At 64.6% G+C, this 20,118-nt stretch carries 19 protein-coding genes; 8 read left to right on the top strand and 11 right to left on the bottom strand.

All coding sequences use genetic code 11. The features are described 5' to 3' along the window. The first annotated feature begins 1 nt into the window (after nucleotide 1). Complete coding sequence (locus tag ABIA40_RS36650) at nucleotides 2-814, top strand: ABC transporter permease (protein ID WP_157286887.1); 813 nt, start codon at nucleotides 2-4, stop codon at nucleotides 812-814. A gap of 141 nt (nucleotides 815-955) precedes the next feature. Here the strand turns inward: ABIA40_RS36650 and ABIA40_RS36655 are convergent, their stop codons facing one another. From ABIA40_RS36655 to ABIA40_RS36670, 4 genes are all read right to left on the bottom strand, one after another. Then, nucleotides 956-1,807 (bottom strand): carbohydrate ABC transporter permease, encoded by an 852-nt coding sequence (locus ABIA40_RS36655; RefSeq protein WP_035998760.1) that lies wholly within the window; start codon nucleotides 1,805-1,807, stop codon nucleotides 956-958. Beyond that, a complete protein-coding gene (locus ABIA40_RS36660) occupies nucleotides 1,804-2,676 on the bottom strand; it encodes a carbohydrate ABC transporter permease (protein WP_128264147.1) in 873 nt (290 codons plus the stop codon). The genes ABIA40_RS36655 and ABIA40_RS36660 overlap by 4 nt, the downstream gene beginning before the upstream one ends. Nucleotides 2,677-2,769: 93 nt before the next feature. Then, the gene (locus ABIA40_RS36665) at nucleotides 2,770-4,155 is read right to left on the bottom strand and encodes an ABC transporter substrate-binding protein (RefSeq protein ID WP_271543023.1); all 1,386 of its coding nucleotides are present in this window, start codon (nucleotides 4,153-4,155) and stop codon (nucleotides 2,770-2,772) included. A 203-nt stretch (nucleotides 4,156-4,358) separates the two neighbouring features. Beyond that, a complete protein-coding gene (locus ABIA40_RS36670; protein WP_198399966.1) occupies nucleotides 4,359-6,251 on the bottom strand; it encodes an AsmA family protein in 1,893 nt (630 codons plus the stop codon). 288 nt (nucleotides 6,252-6,539) lie between these two features. On the opposite strand from ABIA40_RS36670, the gene ABIA40_RS36675 reads away from it, so the two are divergent. The 3 genes from ABIA40_RS36675 to ABIA40_RS36685 are packed head-to-tail and all read left to right on the top strand — an operon-like array spanning nucleotide 6,540 to nucleotide 8,572. Further along, a complete protein-coding gene (locus ABIA40_RS36675; protein WP_035998773.1) occupies nucleotides 6,540-7,247 on the top strand; it encodes a CoA transferase subunit A in 708 nt (235 codons plus the stop codon). A gap of 18 nt (nucleotides 7,248-7,265) precedes the next feature. After that, entirely contained in the window at nucleotides 7,266-7,916 is a 651-nt protein-coding gene (locus ABIA40_RS36680; protein WP_035998776.1) for a CoA transferase subunit B, read from the top strand. A gap of 20 nt (nucleotides 7,917-7,936) precedes the next feature. Continuing rightward, on the top strand, nucleotides 7,937-8,572 hold the full coding sequence (locus tag ABIA40_RS36685) for a GNAT family N-acetyltransferase (protein WP_404546066.1): 636 nt from the start codon (nucleotides 7,937-7,939) through the stop codon (nucleotides 8,570-8,572). Nucleotides 8,573-8,653: 81 nt separating this feature from the next. On the opposite strand, the gene ABIA40_RS36690 is transcribed toward ABIA40_RS36685, so the two are convergent. From ABIA40_RS36690 to ABIA40_RS36710, 5 genes are all read right to left on the bottom strand, one after another. Continuing rightward, nucleotides 8,654-10,288: an ABC transporter permease gene (locus ABIA40_RS36690; protein ID WP_404546068.1), complete on the bottom strand. Its 1,635-nt coding sequence runs from the start codon at nucleotides 10,286-10,288 to the stop codon at nucleotides 8,654-8,656. 67 nt (nucleotides 10,289-10,355) lie between these two features. Further along, nucleotides 10,356-11,381, bottom strand: a complete 1,026-nt coding sequence (locus ABIA40_RS36695; protein ID WP_404546070.1) for a Fe(3+) ABC transporter substrate-binding protein — start codon at nucleotides 11,379-11,381, stop codon at nucleotides 10,356-10,358. Nucleotides 11,382-11,545: 164 nt separating this feature from the next. Beyond that, the gene (locus ABIA40_RS36700; RefSeq protein WP_404546072.1) at nucleotides 11,546-12,424 is read right to left on the bottom strand and encodes an SUMF1/EgtB/PvdO family nonheme iron enzyme; all 879 of its coding nucleotides are present in this window, start codon (nucleotides 12,422-12,424) and stop codon (nucleotides 11,546-11,548) included. Nucleotides 12,425-12,482: 58 nt separating this feature from the next. Further along, nucleotides 12,483-13,580: a copper-containing nitrite reductase gene (gene nirK, locus ABIA40_RS36705; protein ID WP_404546074.1), complete on the bottom strand. Its 1,098-nt coding sequence runs from the start codon at nucleotides 13,578-13,580 to the stop codon at nucleotides 12,483-12,485. Nucleotides 13,581-13,882: 302 nt separating this feature from the next. Next, the gene (locus ABIA40_RS36710) at nucleotides 13,883-14,083 is read right to left on the bottom strand and encodes a hypothetical protein (protein ID WP_404546076.1); all 201 of its coding nucleotides are present in this window, start codon (nucleotides 14,081-14,083) and stop codon (nucleotides 13,883-13,885) included. A gap of 164 nt (nucleotides 14,084-14,247) precedes the next feature. On the opposite strand from ABIA40_RS36710, the gene hemN reads away from it, so the two are divergent. Together hemN and ABIA40_RS36720 are read left to right on the top strand one after the other, a co-directional pair. Beyond that, entirely contained in the window at nucleotides 14,248-15,600 is a 1,353-nt protein-coding gene (hemN, locus tag ABIA40_RS36715; protein ID WP_404546078.1) for an oxygen-independent coproporphyrinogen III oxidase, read from the top strand. Between the two features lie 179 nt (nucleotides 15,601-15,779). Next, complete coding sequence (locus tag ABIA40_RS36720; protein ID WP_157286877.1) at nucleotides 15,780-15,977, top strand: DUF1858 domain-containing protein; 198 nt, start codon at nucleotides 15,780-15,782, stop codon at nucleotides 15,975-15,977. A gap of 109 nt (nucleotides 15,978-16,086) precedes the next feature. On the opposite strand, the gene ABIA40_RS36725 is transcribed toward ABIA40_RS36720, so the two are convergent. Next, on the bottom strand, nucleotides 16,087-16,797 hold the full coding sequence (locus tag ABIA40_RS36725; protein WP_404546080.1) for a Crp/Fnr family transcriptional regulator: 711 nt from the start codon (nucleotides 16,795-16,797) through the stop codon (nucleotides 16,087-16,089). Nucleotides 16,798-16,937: 140 nt separating this feature from the next. On the opposite strand from ABIA40_RS36725, the gene ABIA40_RS36730 reads away from it, so the two are divergent. Then, nucleotides 16,938-18,149: an NnrS family protein gene (locus tag ABIA40_RS36730; RefSeq protein WP_404546081.1), complete on the top strand. Its 1,212-nt coding sequence runs from the start codon at nucleotides 16,938-16,940 to the stop codon at nucleotides 18,147-18,149. A 2-nt stretch (nucleotides 18,150-18,151) separates the two neighbouring features. On the opposite strand, the gene ABIA40_RS36735 is transcribed toward ABIA40_RS36730, so the two are convergent. Next, nucleotides 18,152-19,180, bottom strand: coding sequence for an AraC family transcriptional regulator (locus ABIA40_RS36735; RefSeq protein WP_404546083.1), 1,029 nt, complete (start codon nucleotides 19,178-19,180; stop codon nucleotides 18,152-18,154). Between the two features lie 200 nt (nucleotides 19,181-19,380). On the opposite strand from ABIA40_RS36735, the gene ABIA40_RS36740 reads away from it, so the two are divergent. Continuing rightward, nucleotides 19,381-19,989: a response regulator transcription factor gene (locus ABIA40_RS36740; protein WP_404546084.1), complete on the top strand. Its 609-nt coding sequence runs from the start codon at nucleotides 19,381-19,383 to the stop codon at nucleotides 19,987-19,989. The last annotated feature ends 129 nt before the right edge of the window (nucleotides 19,990-20,118 follow it).

A 20,118-nucleotide genomic window follows, 5' to 3' on the forward strand; every position in this document is an offset into this window, starting at 1 on the left:
GATGCGCAAGGTCTCCCGCCTGTCCCGCTTCAACATCGCCTCGCTCGCACTGGGGCTGGCGTTCCTCTATTTGCCGATCCTGATCCTCGTTCTCTACTCCTTCAACGCCTCGCGCCTGGTGACGGTGTGGGGCGGCTGGTCGCTGCGCTGGTATCATGAGTTCTTCAACGACCGCGCCATGATCGAGGCGGCCTGGATGAGCCTGCGGGTTGCGGTCGCCTCCGCGACCATTGCGACGCTGCTCGGCACGCTCGCGGCGGTGGCGCTGTCGCGCGGTGAGCGCTTTCGCGGACGCACCCTGTTCTCCGGCATGCTCTACGCCCCACTGGTGATGCCGGAGGTGATCACCGGATTGTCGCTGCTCTTGCTGTTCGTCGCGCTGAACGCCGAGCGCGGTTTCTGGACGGTGACGATCGCCCACACCACGCTGACCATGTGCTTCGTCGCGGTGGTCGTGCAGTCGCGCCTCGGCTCGCTCGATCGCTCGCTGGAGGAGGCGGCGATGGATCTCGGCTGCAATCCCGTCGGTGCGTTCGTGGCCGTGACGCTGCCGCTGATTGCGCCGGCGATCGTCGCGGGCTGGATGCTGGCGTTCACGCTGTCGCTCGACGATCTCGTGATCGCGAGCTTCACCACCGGCCCCGGCTCGGCGACGCTGCCGATCCGCATCTATTCGGAGGTGCGGCTCGGCGTGAAGCCCGAGATCAACGCGATCTGCACGCTGGTGATCGCGCTGATCGCGGTCGTCATCGTCATCGCCTCGCTCGCTTCGAAGCTGTCGAGCTCGCAGGGCGAGAGCGCTGCGCCGCTGTGAGGCCCTGCTGTCATTGCGAGGAGTTCTTGCGACGAAGCAATCCAGTCTGTCTCTGCAGAGGTAGTCTGGATTGCTTCGCGGAGCCTGTCATCGGGCCGCGCTCCGCGCGGACCCGGTGGCTCGCAATGACGAAAGAAGAGCTTACGACTTCACCGCACCCGCCGTGAGCCCGCCCACCATGTAGCGGCGGAAGGCGTAATAGACCGCGGCCGGCGGCAGCGCGTAGATGAAGCCGGTGGTCATCAGGAGCTCCCAGGGCGAGTCGTCGGCGGCGAGGAAGTTGCCGAGCGCGACGGGGAGCGTGATGTCGCGGTCGTTCGACAGCAGCAGGAACGCGTAAAGATATTCGTTCCAGGCCAGCAGCACCGCATAGGTGCCGATCGCGACCAGCGAGGGCATCATCAGCGGCAGGTAGACCAGGCGGAAGATCTGCAGCGTGGTGGCGCCGTCCATCACCGCGGCCTCGTCGAGCTCTACCGGCAGCTTGTCCGAGGCCTGCTTCAGTACCCAGATCGCGTAGGGGCTCGCGATCGTCACCATGGCCAGGATCAGCGACCAGTGATTGTTGAGCAGGCCGTAATTGCCCATGGTGCGATACATCGGCACCGCGAGGAACGCCGCCGGAATGAAATAGGTGAACAGCGCGAGGTTCAGCACCGCGCGGCCGCCCGGCACCTTCAATCGCGAAATCGCGAACGCCGCGGCGGTCGCGATGAACAGCGTGAGCACGCCCACGGAGACTGCGATCAGCGTCGAATTCCAGAACTGGGCGTAGAAGTCGCGCAGGAAGTAGTGCTGCTGCTTGAACACGATTTCGAAGTTGTGCAGCGTCGGATGGTCCGGCCACAGTTTGCCCGAGAACGCGTCCTCCTTCGGGGAGATCGCGAACAGGAACATGTGGTAGATCGGGATCATTGTCCACAGGAAGACGGGAATGCCGATCAGCAGCAGCCGCGCTTCCGTCGCGACGTCACGGAGGGAGGGAAGCTTCATCGCGACAACCGTTTCATCATGAAGTAAACCAGTGGCAGGACGAACGGCATCGCGCAGACGATGGATGCCATCGCAAGCGAGAGCTGGTCGAGCCGGAGATAGCGGATGCCGAGCGTCGCCAGCACGTGCGTGAGGTCGGCAGGTCCGCCGCCGGTGAGCAGGTAGACGCTGTTGAAATCGCCCAGCGTCCAGATCATCGAGAGCAGCGTGCAAGTGACGTAGAGCGTCTGCATCGAGGGCCAGGTGATGTAGCGGAATTTCTGCCACCAGCTGGCGCCGTCGACCTCCGCGGCTTCGAACAGATCGTGCGAGATCGCAAGGCGCCCGGTGATCAGGATCAGCGTCCAGAACGGCAGCGACTTCCAGATGTGCACGGCGATCGCCATGCACAGCGCGACGGTCGGGTCGTTCAGCCAGTTCGGGCCGTCATCGCCGGTCAGGGAGAAGATGAATTGGTTGACCATGCCCCATTCGGGATTGAGCATGAAGCGCACCGACAGGATGGTCGGGATCGACGGCACCGCCCAGGGCAGGATGAAGATCACCGAGAGCCATCTGATCCAGGTGCGCTGCTGCGCGAAAAAGCCGGACAGGAACAGCGCGATCATCATCTTGATGTTGATGCCGACGACCAGGAAGATCAGCGTGTTGACGGCAGCACGCGCGAAGATCGGGTCGTGATACAGCGCCACATAGTTCGCCGGATCGCGTGCCAGCCAGAGCCCGTAGCAGACGGGATAGACGACAAAGGCAAGGAAGACGAGCAGATAGGGTGTTAGCAGGATGATGCCCCAGACCTGCGCTGGGGTCAGCCGCGACGACAGGGGCGGGCCGGGTATTGCCTGATCGCCAGAGAGGGTGATCGCCATTCTTTCGGACTCTTCAAAGAGAAGCCGGCCGCGAAACGCGGCCGGTGTGTTGTTGCACTCTCCGCCGTGATGCGGAGAGAAGGGGCGGACGACTTAGCCCGCGACCTGCTTGATGCGGGCGATCAGCTCGTCGACGGCCTTGTCGACCGGAACCTTTTCGCTGACGACGCGGTTCATCGCCTTCGCCCACACGTTCTCGTTGTTCAGAATGGTGAACTTCCAGTTCTTGGTGAAGTCGAACTGAGAGGTGCCGCCCTTGAACTGCGTGTAGACGGCCTTGCGGTGCTTGTCAGCCTGCCAGAACGGGCTTTCCTGGCTTTCCTTCGTCACCGGGAACCAGCGGCCGAGCGCGCCCTCGATGTAGGGACGGATGTTCTCTTCCTGGAGCAGGAAGTTGAGGAACTGCTTGCCCTCGGCCTTGTTCTTGGCCGCGGTGAAGATCAGACCCGTCTTGACGTCCGAGCGATACTGGATGGTCGAGCCATCGGGAGCCTTGGGGAAAGATGCCGTGACGATGTCCTGCTCATAGGCCTTCTTGCCGGCCTCGCGCTGTTCCGGCGTGACGTTCTGATTCTGTGATTCCTCGTACCATTTCGCCGCGATCGAGATCGTGAAGTTGTGGGTCATCACGATGGTCTTGTTGTGGAAGGCGACGTTGTTGTCCGGGTCCTTCCAGGTGGTCGCGGAGGGCGGGGCGCAGCCCTTGACGTAGGTGTCGGTGTAGTCCTTCAGCGCCTTGATCAGGCCGTCGCGGACCTTGGGGTCGTCGACCAGCAGCTTGCCGTCGTCGTCGACGAGCTTGACGTGGTAGGCGTCCATGAAGGTGTAGAACGATTGGAACGAGTCGGTGGATTCCACGCCCATCGGCTGGCCGACGGCATAGATGCGCTGGCCTGTGGCCTTACGGATCGCCGGCTGCACCTTGTCGCACCAGAAGCTCCAGTAGCCGGTCCAGTCGTTCGGGATGTCACTCTGCTTGAAGCCGGCTTTCTCCAGCATGTCGCCCCAGATTTGGACGTGCATGCTCTGCTGCTTCAGCGGGAAGCCGTAATAGGCCTTCTTCTTGGCGACGTCGTTGTAGAGGATCGAGGCGTCCAGCGTGTTCTGCACGAACCGGCCCTTGATCGGGTCCATGACATCGGTGAGGTCCTCGAGCTTGCCCTCATAGGCCCACTTGCCCTGCACCTGCACGTCGTAGCTGTCGGAATAGGCGACGTCGGGCACGGTGCCGGCATCGAGCGCTGCGACGGTCTTCGGAATCATGTCCTGGATCGCGTACTGCGACAATTCGACTTTGATGCCGGTCTTGGCTTCAAACTTCTTGATCGTCTCGGCGAGCGCTTCGTCCTCGGACTTGTAAAAGCCTTTGACCCACCAGACCGTGATCGTCTTTTGTTGCGCAAATGCGGGCGCAGTGGCGGCAAACAGCCCGACCGCAGCGACCGCCAATGAAACTGCGCCAATAACCTTGGATTTCACGTTTTTCTCCCTCAAACGGCCGGTGTTTTAACCGGTCGTATAAAACACTAGCGCATGGTGGTAGCGCAATCAACGCATCTTGTCGGACCAAGGTCGTAGCGTTTCAACTGCGGAGATGCATCATGCGCGCATCGATCCAATCGCCGCATCAATTCACCACGATCAATTCGCGATCATCGGGCAGCGGCAGAGGAACGCGATCCTCAGTTGGACTTCGCATTCTCCTTGGCGTTCTCGGCTGTCGGCGATCCGTCCTGCGCCGGGCGCTTTCCGCTGCCGGTGATGCGCTGCTTGAGGAGGTCGAGGAACGGAGACGCCGCAGGCGATTGCCGGATCAGGCTTTCGGGATCGGGGAAGATCAGGGGATCGTCCCAGGGGCCCTGCACCATGAAGGGCAATTGAAAGCCGGACGTCGTGTTGAGGCTCGCCACGCCCTTCATGTCGTATTCGCGGGTCGGCACGGAGGCGGTGCCGGTCAGCGTGATCTTGGCCGCCGGGCCCTCGATGCGGATGTCTTCGGCGGTTGCGATGCCGTCGGAGAATTTCACCGAGATCGTGAGCTTGTCGTATGGCGTCGAGCCGTTGCGGAAATTGCCGCCGCCCGACAGCGGCCGCCGCTCCAGCCGCTTCAGCAACTGCTCGGCATTGAAGCCCGCGATCGCGCCGTTATGCCCGGTCACGGTGGCGCTGCCGTCGAGCGACTGCACGAGGCCGAACGGGCTCGAGCCCGAGGCGAAGAGCGAGACGTTGATATTGCCGCGGCCGGACAGCTTGTTGAGGCCGAACAGCTCGGTGGCGCAGGCCTGCAGATCCACGTCGGTGAACTGGAATTGCGCCTTGATGTCGGCGACCGTATCGGACCGCGCGATGCCGAACGAGCCTTTCGCGATACCGCCATAGACCTGCGCCTCGCCGACCGAGAGCGCCAGCGTGCCGTTGCGCAAATTGGCGCCGATCGCGGTGCGGCCGAGCTTGGTGGGCCCGACTGTCAGCTTGGCCGCCGACAGGCGCATGTCGAGGTCGGTGGTCGACAATCCCTGGAGGTCGAACAGCTGCCTGTTCCAGTCGCGCGCGCCGCTCGCGAGCAGGCGGAACGTCGAGATATAAGGTGTGAAGTCGAGCGCGTCGGCGGCGAGCGTGGCCTGCAGCGTCTGCCGGCCGTTATTGGCGTAGGTCATGACGCCTTCGGCGGCATTGCCGTCGAGCTCGACATTGACATTGGTGAGCGCGATCGAGGCGCCGACGACGTTGGCGCGCGCCTTCAGCACGAAGCGGCCGAAGCCGCCGCTGCCGGGCTGCGGCTGCCCGGTCCAGCGCAGCGCATTGCGCAAGGACGGGCTGTCCACCGTGAGCGTGCCCTCCATCATCGGGCTGGTGCGGTTGGCGACGCTGCCGTCGAAGGCGAGCTTGAGCGGCGCGCTGGCGATGCGTGCCTTCAGGCCGGAGCGGTCGCCGGAGAGGGCGGCGACGAAATCGGAAAAGCTGATCGAGCCGTCGACGCGCTCGCCGCGCCAGTCGAACTGCCCGGTCGCGGCAAAGGAGCGGGAGATCGAAGGCCAGGCCAGCGACAGGTCGATGTCGTCCAGCTTCTCGGTGGCACGCGTGGCAACGTCCTCGTAATCGAGCACGCCGTCCTGGATGCGGATTTCGGAGAACGAGACCTGGTTCTCGGCCCCGGGCTTCATGGTCCGTGCGATGGTCTGGATGAAGGGCGTCCAGTTGCTCTCGCCATCCGGCTTCAGGCTGACGTGGATGCGCGGCCGCAGCAGCGTCAGGTCGGCGATCTCGAAACGCTGCAGCAGGAGCGGCAGCAGCCGCAAATTCGCGGTGAGCACGTCGACCTGGAGCGCGGGAGCGCTGGTGCCGCCGCCCTTGAGGCCGACGTCGCGGAAGGAGATATAGCTCGCCGGAAGCACCGAGATCTCGATGCTGCCCGCGACATTGAGCTCGAGCCCGGTGACGTCGCGAATCTGCGCTTCGACCGCCTTGCGCAGCGCGTCGCGGTTGATGAGCCAGGAGGTCGCGATCAGGGCGATCAGCGCGACGCCGAGCAGCGCCGCGATCGGCGTCCCGAGGCGCTTCATTCCTTGGGCCATGGTCAATGGCATGTCCTGATCGGGTTGGTCGTTGGAGCCAGAAGGGCGGGTCGCGAAACGTGTGTGCCGAACGCCCAGATCCTATGGTGTTAAGTACCGCAACTTGATGGGTTTTCTTGACGCTTTCAAGGCCGCTGCTCGGTTATGCCCACGGCATGGGCAGCTTCTATCACCCGGGGGCGGAGCGGAGAACCCCGTATCATTGACGGCTTCGGACGATTTCGCCTAATAATCGCCGCCAATGAGGCGCGACGCCCGCCAGCCGAAGGTTCAGTCGAGGTTTTTTTCATGAACAAGGTCTATCCCGACGCCAAGTCGGCGCTGTCAGGCATTCTAAAAGACAACATGATGATCATGTCGGGCGGCTTCGGCCTCTGCGGCATTGCCGAGGAGCTGTCGGACGCGATCCGGGATTCCGGCGTCAAGGGCCTGACCGTGGTCTCCAACAATGCCGGCGTCGACGGCATCGGCCTCAGCCGCCTGCTCGAAACCCGCCAGATCAAGAAGATGATCTCGTCCTATGTCGGCGAGAACAAGCTGTTCGCCCAGCAATATCTCGCCGGCGAGCTGGAACTCGAGTTCAATCCGCAGGGCACGCTGGCCGAGCGCATCCGCGCCGGCGGCGCCGGCATCCCGGCCTTCTACACCAAGACCGGCGTCGGCACGCTGATCGCCGAAGGCAAGGAAGTGAAGGAATTCGACGGCGAGAAGTACCTGATGGAGCGCGGCCTGTTCGCCGACCTCGCCATCGTGCACGCCTGGAAGGGCGACACCGCCGGAAACCTGATCTACCGCAAGACCGCGCGCAACTTTAACCCGATGATGGCGACCGCCGCGAAGATCACGGTGGCCGAGGTCGAGCATCTGGTTCCCGCCGGTGAACTCAATCCCGACCACATCCACACGCCCGGCATCTTCGTGAAGCGCATCGTCGAGGTCGGCACGGCCAAGAAGCGCATCGAATTCCGCAACACCCGCCCGCGTACCGCCGCTTAAGCGCAACAGGAGACTCACATGGCCTGGACCCGTGAACAGATGGCCGCGCGCGCCGCGAAGGAATTGCGCGACGGCTACTACGTCAATCTCGGCATCGGCATCCCGACGCTGGTCTCGAACTACATCCCCGATGGCATGGACGTCTCCTTGCAGAGCGAGAACGGCATGCTCGGCATGGGGCCGTTCCCCTATGAGGGCGAGGAAGACGCCGATCTCATCAACGCCGGCAAGCAGACGGTGAGCGAGCTGCCGTCGACCTCGTATTTCTCGAGCGCGGATTCCTTCGGCATGATCCGCGGCGGCCACATGGATCTCTCGATCCTCGGCGCCATGCAGGTGGCCCAGAACGGCGATCTCGCCAACTGGATGATCCCCGGCAAGATGGTCAAGGGCATGGGCGGCGCGATGGATCTCGTCGCCGGCGTCAAGCGCGTCGTCGTGGTGATGGAGCATTCGGCCAAGGACGGCCCGAAGCTCCTGAAGAGGTGCAATCTGCCGCTGACCGGCGAGCGCGTCGTCGACATGGTCGTCACTGATCTTGCCGTCTTCACCATCGACAAGCACGGCGATGGCGGCATGGCGCTGATCGAGCTCGCCGACGGCGTCACGCTCGACGAGATCAAGTCCAAGACCGAAGCCGAATTCCGCGTCGCGCTGAAGAACACGTAAGGTCGTCTAAAGGGGCGCGCATGACGATACGGTCCGCGCGTCCCGAAGATGCCGAATTCATCGCACAAACCATCCTGAATTCGATGCGCGGCCACCGGCCGCGCGGCTGGTTCGACGTGGCGCTCGGCTGGCCGGAAGCGGAGTGCCTCGCTTTCGTCACGCGCGTCGCCGTCGCACGGGCGGTGTCGATGTGGCATTTTTCGCAGTTCCTGGTCGCCGAGATTGATGGCAAGCCCGCTGCTGCACTTTGCGCCGTGCCGGCAGCCGGCACCGGACCGGCGGCATGGCGCGCGGTCGAAGAGGTCGGTCTCTCAATTGGGCTGACGGCGTCAGAGCTCGACGCCATCCGCCAGCGCGGTGCCTATTCGCGAGTTTGCTGGGTCCAGGGCGGCGAGGGCGATTGGATGATCGAGCATGTCGCGACCGACCTTGCCTATCGTGGTCGCGGCTTGATGCAGGCGTTGATCGCGCATGCGCTGGACAACGGGCGGGCAGCTGGGTTTGCCCGGGCGACGATATCGTTCCTGATCGGCAACGAGCCGGCCGAGCGCGCCTACGCGAAGGCGGGTTTTGTCTTCGCGGAAGAGAAGCGCGATCCGAATTTCGAGGCAATCATCGGCGCGCCCGGTTTTCGCATGTTCGCGCGGAAGATTTGAGCAGGTTGCAGGCGCCGGCGACAACCAAGCGTTTGCTATCAATTCGTCGAAGCGCCATGAATGTGCGGACGATGTGCCCCTTCAAGCGGGGCCGCTCGGCACCTCGGAGAACCGGGTCAGCCAGGCAACCGGGCCGATGCTCGCGGCGATGATCAGGAGCGCCGCGAGCGCGCCGTCCTCGAAATTGCCGCGGCTTGCGTACTGGTAGATCGACGTGGACAGCGTTTCGACGTTGAGGGGCCGCAGGAGCAGCGTTGCCGGCAGCTCCTTCAGGCAGTCGACGAACATGATGATAACGGCGCCAATCATCGCGGGCCGGAGCAACGGCAGATAGATCTGCCTCAACATGACCCCCTGGCCTGCGCCGACCGCGCGCGCGCTCTCGTCATAGTCGCTCGGAATGCTGTCGAACCCGGCCTTGATCATGCCGACCGGCACAGCCAGAAAACGAATCGTGTAGGCGATCACGACGGCCATCCCGGAGCCAACCAGGACCAGCCCGGGAAGCGAACGTCCGGTCCAGGTCGCGACCGCGCTCAGCGCATTGTCGACCGCCAGGACCGGGGTGAGCAGGCCGAGAGCGATGACGAGGCCCGGCAGCGCGTATCCGGCCTGCGCGATGCTCAGCGCGACATAGCGCACAGGATCCGGCCGTAAGCGATGCGCGATCGTGGTGGCGAGCGCAAGCATCAAGGCCATGAGCGTTGCGAGCCCTGCAAAGGCAAACGAATGGAAGGTGTGGCGCCACAGCAGCGGGTCGAAATTTGCAAGCAGGCCGCGGCCGAGAGCCTGATGCGCCAGATAGAACAGCGGGACCACGAAGCCGATCAGCACCGGCAGCACGCAGACCGCGAACGCGATCGACGCTCTTGCGCCCGACAGCGGGGTTCGCCGCCTCACATGCGGGCTTTCGGCCGAGAATTCGATGCTGGCGTTGCGACGGCCGTAACGCTCCATCGCGATCAGGCCGGCGACGATCGCAAGCATCAGGCATGCGAGCTGCGCTGCACCGGCGAGGCTGCCGCGGTTGAGCCAGGTGGTGAAGATCGAGACCGTCAGCGTGCGGATGCCGAGATATTCGCTGGCTCCGATGTCGTTGAGCGTTTCCAGCGCGACCAGCGCCACGCCGACCGCGAGCGCCGGCCGCGCCATCGGCAGTGAAACGCGCCACAAGATGGTCCATCGGCCGGCGCCCAGCGTCGTGGCCGCTTCCGCAAATTCGGCTGACTGAACCTGGAACGTCGCACGCGCCGAGAGATAGACGTAAGGATAGAGCACGAGCCCGATCACGAAGATGGCGCCCGGCAGCGAGCGGAGGTTGGGCAGAAGGCCGAGAGCATCGCCGAGCGGCAGCCAGGTCGCCAGGGTGCGATGCACCAGGCCCAGCGGTTCGAACAGATCGGCATAGACGTACGCCGCAAGATAGGTCGGAATCGCCAGCGGCAGCGGCATCAGCCACAGCAGCATGCCCCGGCCGGCAAAATCGTGGCGCGACATCACCCACGCAGTGCCGGCGCCGATCAGCAGTGTGACCGCGCCGACCCCGACGAGCAGAAGGGCAGTGTCGAGAAGGGCGGCCGGCAACACGTAGTTGATCAGGTCGTGCCACACATCGGACGCCGGCTGCAGAGCCAGCGCAACGATCGAGATCACGGGCGCCGCGACCAGGATCGCGGTTGCGATCGCGATGGCGGTTGCGGCGCGACCGGCGCGCACACGGCCCCTCGATCGAGGCCGTGTGCTCGTAGCTTCCAGCAGTTCGATAGACGTGGGCCGCCAGAGATCAGTTGTCAAAGCCGACCTTATCCACCAGCGAGGCCGCAGCCTTGCGGTTGGCGGCGATCTTTGCGATCGGCAACGGATCCGGGACGAGCTTGCCGTAGCCGGCGATGGTCGCATTGACGGCGACACCGCTCCGAACCGGATATTCGTAGTTCTGGTCGGCATACATCTGCTGCGCCTGCTCGCTGACGAGCCACTCGATCAGCTTGGTACCGTTGGCCTTGTTGGGCGCGTTCTTGGCGAGCAGCACGCCGGAGAGGTTGACGTGGGTGCCGCCACCCTCGAAGGTCGGCAGGATAACGCGGGTCGCCTCCGCCCACGGCTTCTTCTCGGGATCGTTGTTCATCATCAGCGCCCAGTAATAGGTGTTGCCGATGCCGATATCGCATTTGCCGGCGGCGACGTCACGCGCGGCTTCGCGATCGCCGCCCGACGGCTTCTGTGCGAGATTGGCCTTCAGGCCGCGCAGCCATTCCTCGGCCTTGGCCTCGCCGTACTTGGCCGCGTAGGCCGCGAACAGCGCGTTGTTATAGATGTGCTGGCCCGAGCGAATGCAGATCTTGCCCTTCCACTTGGGATCGGCGAGCTCCTCATAGGTGATCTTGTCCTGCTTGACGCGATCATTCGAGACATAGATCACGCGCGCGCGCATGGAGATGCCGGCCCAGTGTCCGTCCGGATCGCGATATTGCGCCGGCACGACCTTGTCGACCGCCTCCGACTTGATCGGCTGGGTGACGCCGGCCTGCACGGCCTCGTCGATGCGGCCGATGTCCACCGTCAGCAGCACGTCGGCCGGACTGTTGGCCCCTTCCGCCTTCATGCGCTGCTCCAGACCGGAGCTTGCGGAGACGACGTTGACCTTGATGCCCGTGTCCTTGGTGAACGCATCGAACAGCGGCTGGATCAGCTTGGTCTCGCGGTAGGTATAGACGTTGACCTCGCCATTGGCGGCTGCCTCCGACACGAAAGACGTGGTTAGGCTCAACACCGCCGCAGACGCGGCGAGGACGCGAAGATAGATCATAAGGGCTGCTCCCAGGCGCGAGATTGAACGCCGATTGAGTAGCGCAGGCGGTGAGACAACGTTAGCGACGCGATGTCGCGAGGGCATGAGCTTAGAGCAATTCCAAAGTATCTTTTAGACTCATTCTAATACTGAAGCGACGGTCATGGGAAATGATTGGCGCCCTATGATCCTGCCGGCCACGCTTTGCTCAAGCGCTGCGAGACGCTGGCCAGCCACCACGTCTCCTCGCGCACCAGGCGGAAGCCGAGATTGGCGGGCGGCACGCCCTCGGCGCAGCCGCCGGCACGGGCGTCGCGGATGAAGTCGGTGACATAGGCGCGGTGCGCGCCCTCGGCGACCCTTACACCGCAATTCATGGTCGCGCGGCCGGGATTGCCGGAATCATCGACTCGCGAGCGCACGAAGCACGTCGCGGTCCACTCCCAGACATTGCCGGCGAGGTCTTCGACGCTATGCTCGTTCGGGCCGAACTTGCCGAAGCGATGAGCCGTGGTGTCGGAGAGGTCGCGTTCGGATTCGCGCTCGTAGCGGCTGATCCAGCGCTTCGAAGGGTCGCTTGCATCAACCGGTACCCCGTCATCCCGGAATCTGGAGCCGGCGGCAAAGGCCCATTCCTCGTCGCTCGGCAGGCGGTATTGATGGCCGGTCTTGCGCGACAGCCAGCCTGCATAGGCCTCAGCGTCGTGCCAGCTCACCTGCACTGCGGGACGATCGGGGGCGATTGCGACGTCGCGATCGAGTGCGCGGCAGGCGCCATCCTGCACGCAATGCTGATAGTCGGATGAAGCGACCTGATTCCGCATGATGCGCAGCGGCCGGTTCATCCGGATGGTGCGCATCGGCGCTTCCGCGTGCTGTCCGCCGCGGGTGAAATCGCCGGCCTCGCGATAGGCGAAGCTGCCCGGGGCGACCTCGACCAAGGCCGGCTCGCCGACGGCATGGCGCATCGTCAGCTCCGAGACCAGAGGCGCAACGCCCAGCGGCCCCGCAAGCCCGGCCGCGCAGGCAAGTGCCAGCTTGAGCTTGAATGCGATCAGCACAATCATTCCTCCGCAGAAGGAAAAAAGGGGCCGGCGATGACCGGCCCCTTCATCGCGTCTAGTTGGTGCTGGCAGGAGGTATTTCGGCAGGCGCCTTCACTTGCATCATCAGATCGTCGTTCCACTTGCCTTCGACCTTGAAGTGCGCGGTGGCGCCGAGACTGGCCGCCTCGATCAGGTTATGCGTGACATAGGCGTAGATGCCGGGCTGCTGGAACTTGTATAGCGCAGCTCCCGCCGAGCCGCCGCGGATGAACCAGGTCTCGAGCCCGACCTCGGGCGCGTTGCCGAACTTGCCGGTCTCCCAGACATAGTCGCCGTGGCCACCGATCAGATGCGGACGGCTGTCGCGATTGGCCTGCGAGTGCACGATCAGCACGTTCTCGCCGACCTTCGCGGTGAGCGCGTTCTTGCCGGTGAGCGCGCCAACCTTGCCGTTGAACACGACATGGGTCGGGGTCAGCTTCTTCATCACCTCTTCGGTCTCGGTGAAGGCTTCGCCCGGCGATTCGTAGGACTTGAAATTGCCCTTCTCGTCGCGCGGCACGTACATGTCCTGCTCGCCGATATAGTAGACCTTGTCGTATTTCAGCGCGCGGCCCTTGCCGTCGTTCAGCCCCTCGCGCGGCAGCACCAACACGGCACCGTTCATGCCCGAGACGACGTGCCAGGGGGTCATCGGGCCGCCCGGTGCGCAGTGATACACGAACACGCCGGTCTTGGTCGCCTTCCAGCGCAGCACGACCTGCTCCCCGGGATTGATGAGCGTGAGCTCGCCGCCGCCGAGCGCGCCGGTCGCGGAATGGAAGTCGATGTTGTGCGGCATGGTGTTGGTCGCGGGATTGACCAGCGTCAGCTCGACATAGTCACCCTCGTGCACGACCATGAGCGGGCCCGGCATCGAGCCGTTGAACGTCATCGCCTGGAAGGTGGTACCCTTGTCGTCGACGACGACTTTCTTCTCCTCGACCGTCATCCTGAACTCGACGATCTTGGGGCCTTGTGTCGTGGCCTGCTCGTGCGCGTGCACGAAGGGCGGAGCGACCAGCTCCACCTTCTGACGCGGCAGCTTGAGATCGCCGGCGGCGCAAGCCGGGGTCGCCAACATCAGGGCGGTCGCGGCGGCGCTGATCAATGCGGCTCTGCGGGTGAACATCGGAAGCATCCTTCATCTGAAATGGTTTTGATGACGGAGTGCAGTGTGCGCCTGTTACGGAAAGCGTGTTTGTGCTGCGACAAGCTTCCGCCGGATTCACCTCCGCAACAGGACTTGGGTTCTCGAAAGAGAGGGATCGGGCGAGGCCGACTCACCGCGTCCGCAGGCGCGATGCCGATCGGGGCCGCGCGTCAATTCAGCAGCAACTCGTTTGCATGTTCAGACTGCATTGCGATCTCGATCGCCACGGCTCATGCGCGGGGATGAGATCGCAATGCAAGCCTTGACGAAGGTGCGGCCGGTCAGAGCAGGTTCACGGTAAGCCAGACCAATCCCCAGACCGCCAGCGACAGCGCGGTGAAGACGGCGATCGCGGCGGCCAGGGCGCGCACCACGCCGACGGGGGCCGGCGCGGCCGGGACCGGCCGGAAGTCGTCGAAACGCGGGATATGGCCGCGGACGTCGAGCAGGGAGAGAATGAGTTCGAGTGCGAAAAGCCTCATGGCAAACGCTCCGGATGGCCGCGATTTTTCTCACAATGGCCGGGAACCGGCGCCTCCGCTTTGCGCGAGCGCAAAGTCGGGTCCGCCGATCCTGGTTATTTGAGTTCATTCCGTGATTTGCCGCGATGTCTCGCGCGCGGCGGGGATTTACGAATGGGTAACTTATGAGAGCTGATCTTGCGGCGATCTACGGCGAGGAGCGCCTGCCTCGCTACACCAGCTATCCGACCGCACCGCATTTCACACCCGCGATCGGTCCGGACGCCTATGCCCGCTGGCTGGCGGAGCTGCCGGTGGCCGCCAGCGCATCGCTCTATCTGCACGTGCCGTTCTGCCGCGAGATGTGCTGGTACTGCGGCTGCCATACCCAGATCGTCCGCCGCGACGATCTCGTCGCCGGCTACCAGCGGACGCTGCGCGGCGAAATCGCGCTGACCGCCGAAGCCATCGGCCACCGCATCAAGGTCGAGCACATCCATTTCGGCGGCGGTACGCCGACGATCATGGCGCCGGACGCCTTTGCCGAATTGATGGCGACGATGCGCCAGGAATTCTTTGTGCTGCCTTCGGCCGAAATCGCGGTCGAGATCGATCCCCGCACGTTGACCGCGGACATGGTCGAGGCGATGCGGCTCTCCGGCGTCAACCGCGCGAGCCTCGGCGTGCAGAGCTTCGATCCCGTGGTGCAGCGGGCGATCAACCGCGTGCAAAGCTTCGCGCAGACGGCGTCCGTGGTCGAGATGCTCCGCGGCGCCGGAATCGAGGGCATCAATTTCGATTTGATCTACGGGCTGCCGCACCAGACCGTGGCCTCGTGCCTGGAGACGGTGCGGCGCAGCCTCGCGCTCGCGCCCAGCCGCTTCTCGGTGTTCGGCTATGCTCACGTGCCGGACTTCAAGAAGCACCAGCGCATGATCAACGAAGGCGTGTTGCCCGACGGCCTTGCGCGCCACGACCAAGCCTGCGCCATCGCCAATGCCTTGAAAGAGGCCGGCTACGTGCAGATCGGGCTCGATCATTTCGCGCGGCCCGACGATGCCATGGCCGTGGCGTTCGAGCAGGGCACGCTGCGGCGCAACTTCCAGGGTTACACCACCGACCGGAGCGAAGTCCTGCTCGGCTTCGGCGCCAGCGCGATCGGACATCTGCCGCAGGGCTATGTCCAGAACGAGGTACAGATCGGCGCCTATGCGCAGAGCATCGCTGCCGGCCGCCTCGCCACCGCGAAGGGCTATGGCCTCACCGATGACGACCGGCTGCGTGCCGACATCATCGAACGCATCATGTGCGAGTTCGGTGCCGATCTCGGCGACATCTGCGCGCGCCACGGGGCGGAGGCCGACGTCATGCTGAAATCGGCATCGCGTCTGAAGCCGCTGATCTCCGACGGCGTCGTGAGATTGGACGGCGAGCGGCTCGCCGTCGCCGGAGATTCGCGCTTCCTGGTCCGCAGCGTCGCCGCCGCGTTCGATGCGCATCTGGATCCAGGCAAGCGGTTGCACAGTCGGGCGGTGTAGCTCCCTGTCATTCCGGGGCGCGCGAAGCGCGAGCCCGGAATCCATCCTTCCACGCAATCCGTTGCACAATGGATTCCGGGCTCGCGCCAAGCGGCGCGCCCCGGAATGACAAGGCAGCTTGCGCTCCAGCAAAGAAACTCGGTCCCGCGCCGCTATCGTCGATCGGAATGGAGTTGTCCATGCCCTTCCGATCCGACGATCTGGTCGATGACATCATGCATTCGGCGCCGCATACGATCCGCGTGTTTCTCGCCTTCAGGATGGCTTGCGTCGGCTGTCCGATCGCAACCTTCCACACGGTCGATGACGCCTGCCGCGAGCATGGCATCGACCGCGAGAAGTTCCTCGCCGCATTGAGCGAGTGCGTGCCGGCGTGAAACGGTCAGGAAGCGCGCAGGTGTGCGCGGATTCCCGGATGAGGGCGCGCTTGCGTCGTAAGCGCAAGCGCCCCTCACCCTACTATCTTGAGGAGGGATGCTTCGGCTTTCATGCCGCGCCGCTGTCGGCGCTCCGCTCCGCCAGAACCACGATCTTGTGCGGCTCGCGCAGAACGATGCGCTGGCGGCCGCTCTCGACGAGGCCCTGGCTCTCCCAGCCGCTCAGGATGCGGCTGACGGTGTGCAGCGTGGTGCCCGTCATCTGCGCGATGTCCTGGCGGCTGATCGGGAAGTCGATCTCGATGCCGTGGTCGCGCTTCCTGCCGGACTGCTTGGCGAGGCGCAGCAGCGCGTGCGCGATGCGTTGCTCGACCTGCTGGGTCGACATTTCCAGGATACGGGTGTGACTTTCCTGCAGCCGCGTGCCCACGGTCTGGAGCGTGTTGGCGGCAAGCCCCGGAAATCGCTCGACCAGCCGCGGCCAGGCCGAATTCGGCCAGATCAGCACGACGCTGTCGTCGACGGCCATGGCCGTCGCCGGATACCGCGCGGCTCCGATCGCCATCGCGAGACCGAACGTCTCGCCGGGCGAGACATAGCGCACCACGATCTGCTCGCCGGCGGGCGTGGTCTTGGCCGCGCGGACATGGCCGTGCAGCAGCAGGAAGAAGGACTGCGCGTCCGCGCCCTGCTCGAAGATTGCACTGTTCTTGGGATAGCGCGCCGAGCGGGCCTCACGCAGGATCTCGTCGAGAGCTTCCGGCGTCATCCCCGCAAACAGCGGCAGATGCGCAACCAGCGATGTGTCGACCTTGGCCATTCTGCCTCCCTGGCATCGGGGAGTGTGATGGCACCTGCAATCGTCAGGTAGTTTGCGTTAGCGCAAAACGAGGCGGCCCGGCGGCAGTATTTTTCCAAATAACGATCTGAGTAACGGTCTGAATTGATTGGAGTTGACCCATGGCTGGCGCCCGATCCCGCAACTTTGCGGGCTGGCCGCTGTTTGCGAACAGCTTTCGCCCCTTTTTCCTGCTCGCCGCAATCCAGGCGGCGCTGTCGATCCTGCTCTGGCTGCCGATGTTCTACGGCGAACTGTCGGTGAGCTCCGCGTTCGCGCCGCGCGACTGGCACATCCACGAGATGCTCTATGGCTTCCTGCCGGCCGTCATCACCGGCTTCCTGTTCACCGCCATCCCGAACTGGACGGGGCGCCTGCCGATCCAGGGCGCGCCGCTCGCGGGCTTGGTGACGGTCTGGCTTGCCGGACGCGTCGCGGTGACGCTGTCGGCGAATACCGGTTGGGCGTTTGCACTGGTCGTCGATGCCGCGTTCCTGGCATTGGTCGTTGCCGCCGCGACGCGCGAGATCATCGCAGGCGGCAACTGGCGAAACCTGCCCGTGGTGGGGCTGGTGCTGGTTCTGCTCGCCGGCAACGTCGCCTTCCATGTCGAGACGCATTACGAAGGCGCAGCCGACGTCAGCTTCCGCGTCGGCATCGGCGTGGTCGCCCTGCTGATCGGCTTGATCGGCGGCCGCATCATTCCGAGCTTCACCCGCAACTGGCTGGTCAAGTTCAATCCCGGCCGTCTTCCGGTGCCGTTCGGACGATTTGACGGCGCGGTGATCGGCTTGAGCGCGCTGGCGCTGATCGCATGGATCGCGGCACCGCTGAACATGATCACCGGCGTCGCGATGGCAGCAGTGGGCGTGCTGCATCTGGTTCGGCTTGCACGCTGGGCCGGCGACCGCACCACGCGGGAGCGGCTGCTGCTGATCCTTCATGTCGGTTATGTCTTCGTGCCGCTCGGCTTCATCCTGAATGCCGTGGCCGCCTTCGGCGAGCTGCCGCCGAGCGCCGGCATCCATGCCTGGATGGCAGGTGCGGCGGGAACGATGACGCTCGCGGTGATGACCCGCGCCAGCCTCGGCCATACCGGACAGGCGCTGACGGCTTCGCCGGCGATCCAGGGAATCTATGCTGCAATCATCATTGCGGCTCTGGCCCGGGTCGGTGCCGTCGTGTTGCCCGCGTATGGCGACGTGCTGCTGCACATCGCCGCCTGCGGCTGGATTCTCGCCTTCCTGGGATTTGCCCTCGCGTTTGGTCCGCTGCTCGCCGGCAGCGGGCGGCGGGCGCTCGCCACGATGGGCGTGCCCGCTCCGGCACGCTGAGGTCAGGCGGCACTCGCCGAGGGTGGCGCCGAGGAAGGCCGCACGCCCTTGCGCCACTCGGTGATGGTGCAGCCGAAGCGGCCGCGAAACCAGCGCGCCATGGCGCTCTGTGCGGAGAAGCCGAGCTGCACCGCGATGTCGGCCAGCGGCCGGGCGGGATCCTCGATCAGCTGGATCACGAGATCGGCGCGTTGCGCGTCCAGGATGGCCGAGAAGCTGGTGCCCGATGCGGCGAGGCGGCGGTGGATGGTGCGGCGGGTACAGGCCAGATGCTCGGCGACGCGCTCGACCGTGCAATCGCCGCTGGCGAGAAGGCTGCGCACCACCTCGTCGACCTTCGCCTCCCAGCTTGCCGGCCTGCTCTCGATCGCCTCGATCCGCTTGCGCAGGTAGTTCGCGATCAAGGGATGCGCGCTTGGGATCCGGCGCTGCATGTCGTGCGCCGACAACAGGATCGCATCGTCGTCCGCATTGAAGATCACCCGGCAGCCGAAGAAGTCGCGGTAACGCTTGCGGTCGAGCGGGGGCGGGTAGTGCAGATGCACTTCCAGCGGCCGCCAATCGCCTCCGAACAGCGACTGGATGATGCGCTGAACGCTGCCGAGGGCCATGTCGATCGACTGCCGCGGCGCGCGCGGCCGCCGGCCGCGCAAATGCAGCGTGATGGTCACGGTCCGCTCGTCACGCGTGACCTCGAGCCGCATGCCGTCGTGATGGATATGGATGAAGCGCGAAAACGCCTCGATCGCTTCGCCGACGGTCGCCTGTTCGCGCACGATCAGGCCGACCGCGCCGAAATTGGTGAGGCCGCCGCGCTCGGCGAGACGCAGGCCGAAATCCTCTGCACCGGAGGCCTTTGCCGATAGTTCGAGCAGGCGGCGCATGCCGGTGACGGCGATAGGGGTGTTCGGCTGGTCGAGGCAGGCCAGCGGCAGCCTGACCTTGCGCATCATCTGGCTGGGGTCGAGCCCGGCCGACCGGGCGACCTCGGGGTAACAGCTCAAGCCTGCGCTGCGAATGAGGTCGGTCATGCAAACCGTTCCTGTCAGCCATTCCCGCAGATGTCCCGAAATGTAAAGTTTCTGTCCCGATCCGTCAAATCCAGGAACCGGATGGAACATACATAAAGGGAAACCGAAGCACCGGCGTGAATGCCGTGCGCATGACGGCGGGCGCGACGGGGCCCCGGCCGTCTCGGGCCATTTGACCAAGACATTGCTGGATCGGGACTATGCCGGGGAACATGCTTTCCAAGGGCGAGGTATTCGTCATCGACACCGACGCCGCCTCCCGCGAACAACTTTCCGCCGCGCTCGAACAGAGCGCCTATGACGTGATCTGCTTTGCCGATGGTGCCTCTCTGCTCTCGGAAGCCAAGGCGCGGATGCCGGCCTGTGTGCTGCTGGAGATGCCGCCGGATCGCTCCGCTCTCGAGGTGCTCAGGCAGCTTCGCGAGGAGAATTGCCTGGCGCCGGTGCTGGTGACGTCGGCGAATGGCAGCATCGCCATGGCGGTCGACGCCATCAAGAGCGGCGCGACCGACTTCATCGAAAAGCCGTTCCGCACCCACGACATCGTCAACCGGATCGATGCCGCCATCGATCAATTCGCGCAACCCGGGGCGATCCGGCAACGCTGGCTGCCGGGCTGTGAGCCTCTGACCGCGCGCGAAGCCGACGTGCTCGAGCATCTTGCCGCCGGCCTTACCAACAAGGAGATCGCCCGGCGGATGCATCTGAGCGCGCGGACCGTCGAAGGTTACCGCGCCGGCGTTCTGAAGAAGGCCGGCGCCAAGAACGTGACCGATCTGCTCCGGCGCATTTTCGGCCAGGGCTCTTAGGCCCAGGCCTGAAGCCGCCCGGACCACCGAGCGTTCCACAGACATGGTGCCGCCGCGGCGGCGCCCCACGGAAGTCTCAATCGAACCGGTTCCTTCCCTGCCGCGTCCAACCACGATGGCGAGGCATCT

The organism is Bradyrhizobium sp. USDA 223, assembly GCF_044909005.1.
In the GTDB taxonomy this organism is placed as follows: domain Bacteria; phylum Pseudomonadota; class Alphaproteobacteria; order Rhizobiales; family Xanthobacteraceae; genus Bradyrhizobium; species Bradyrhizobium yuanmingense.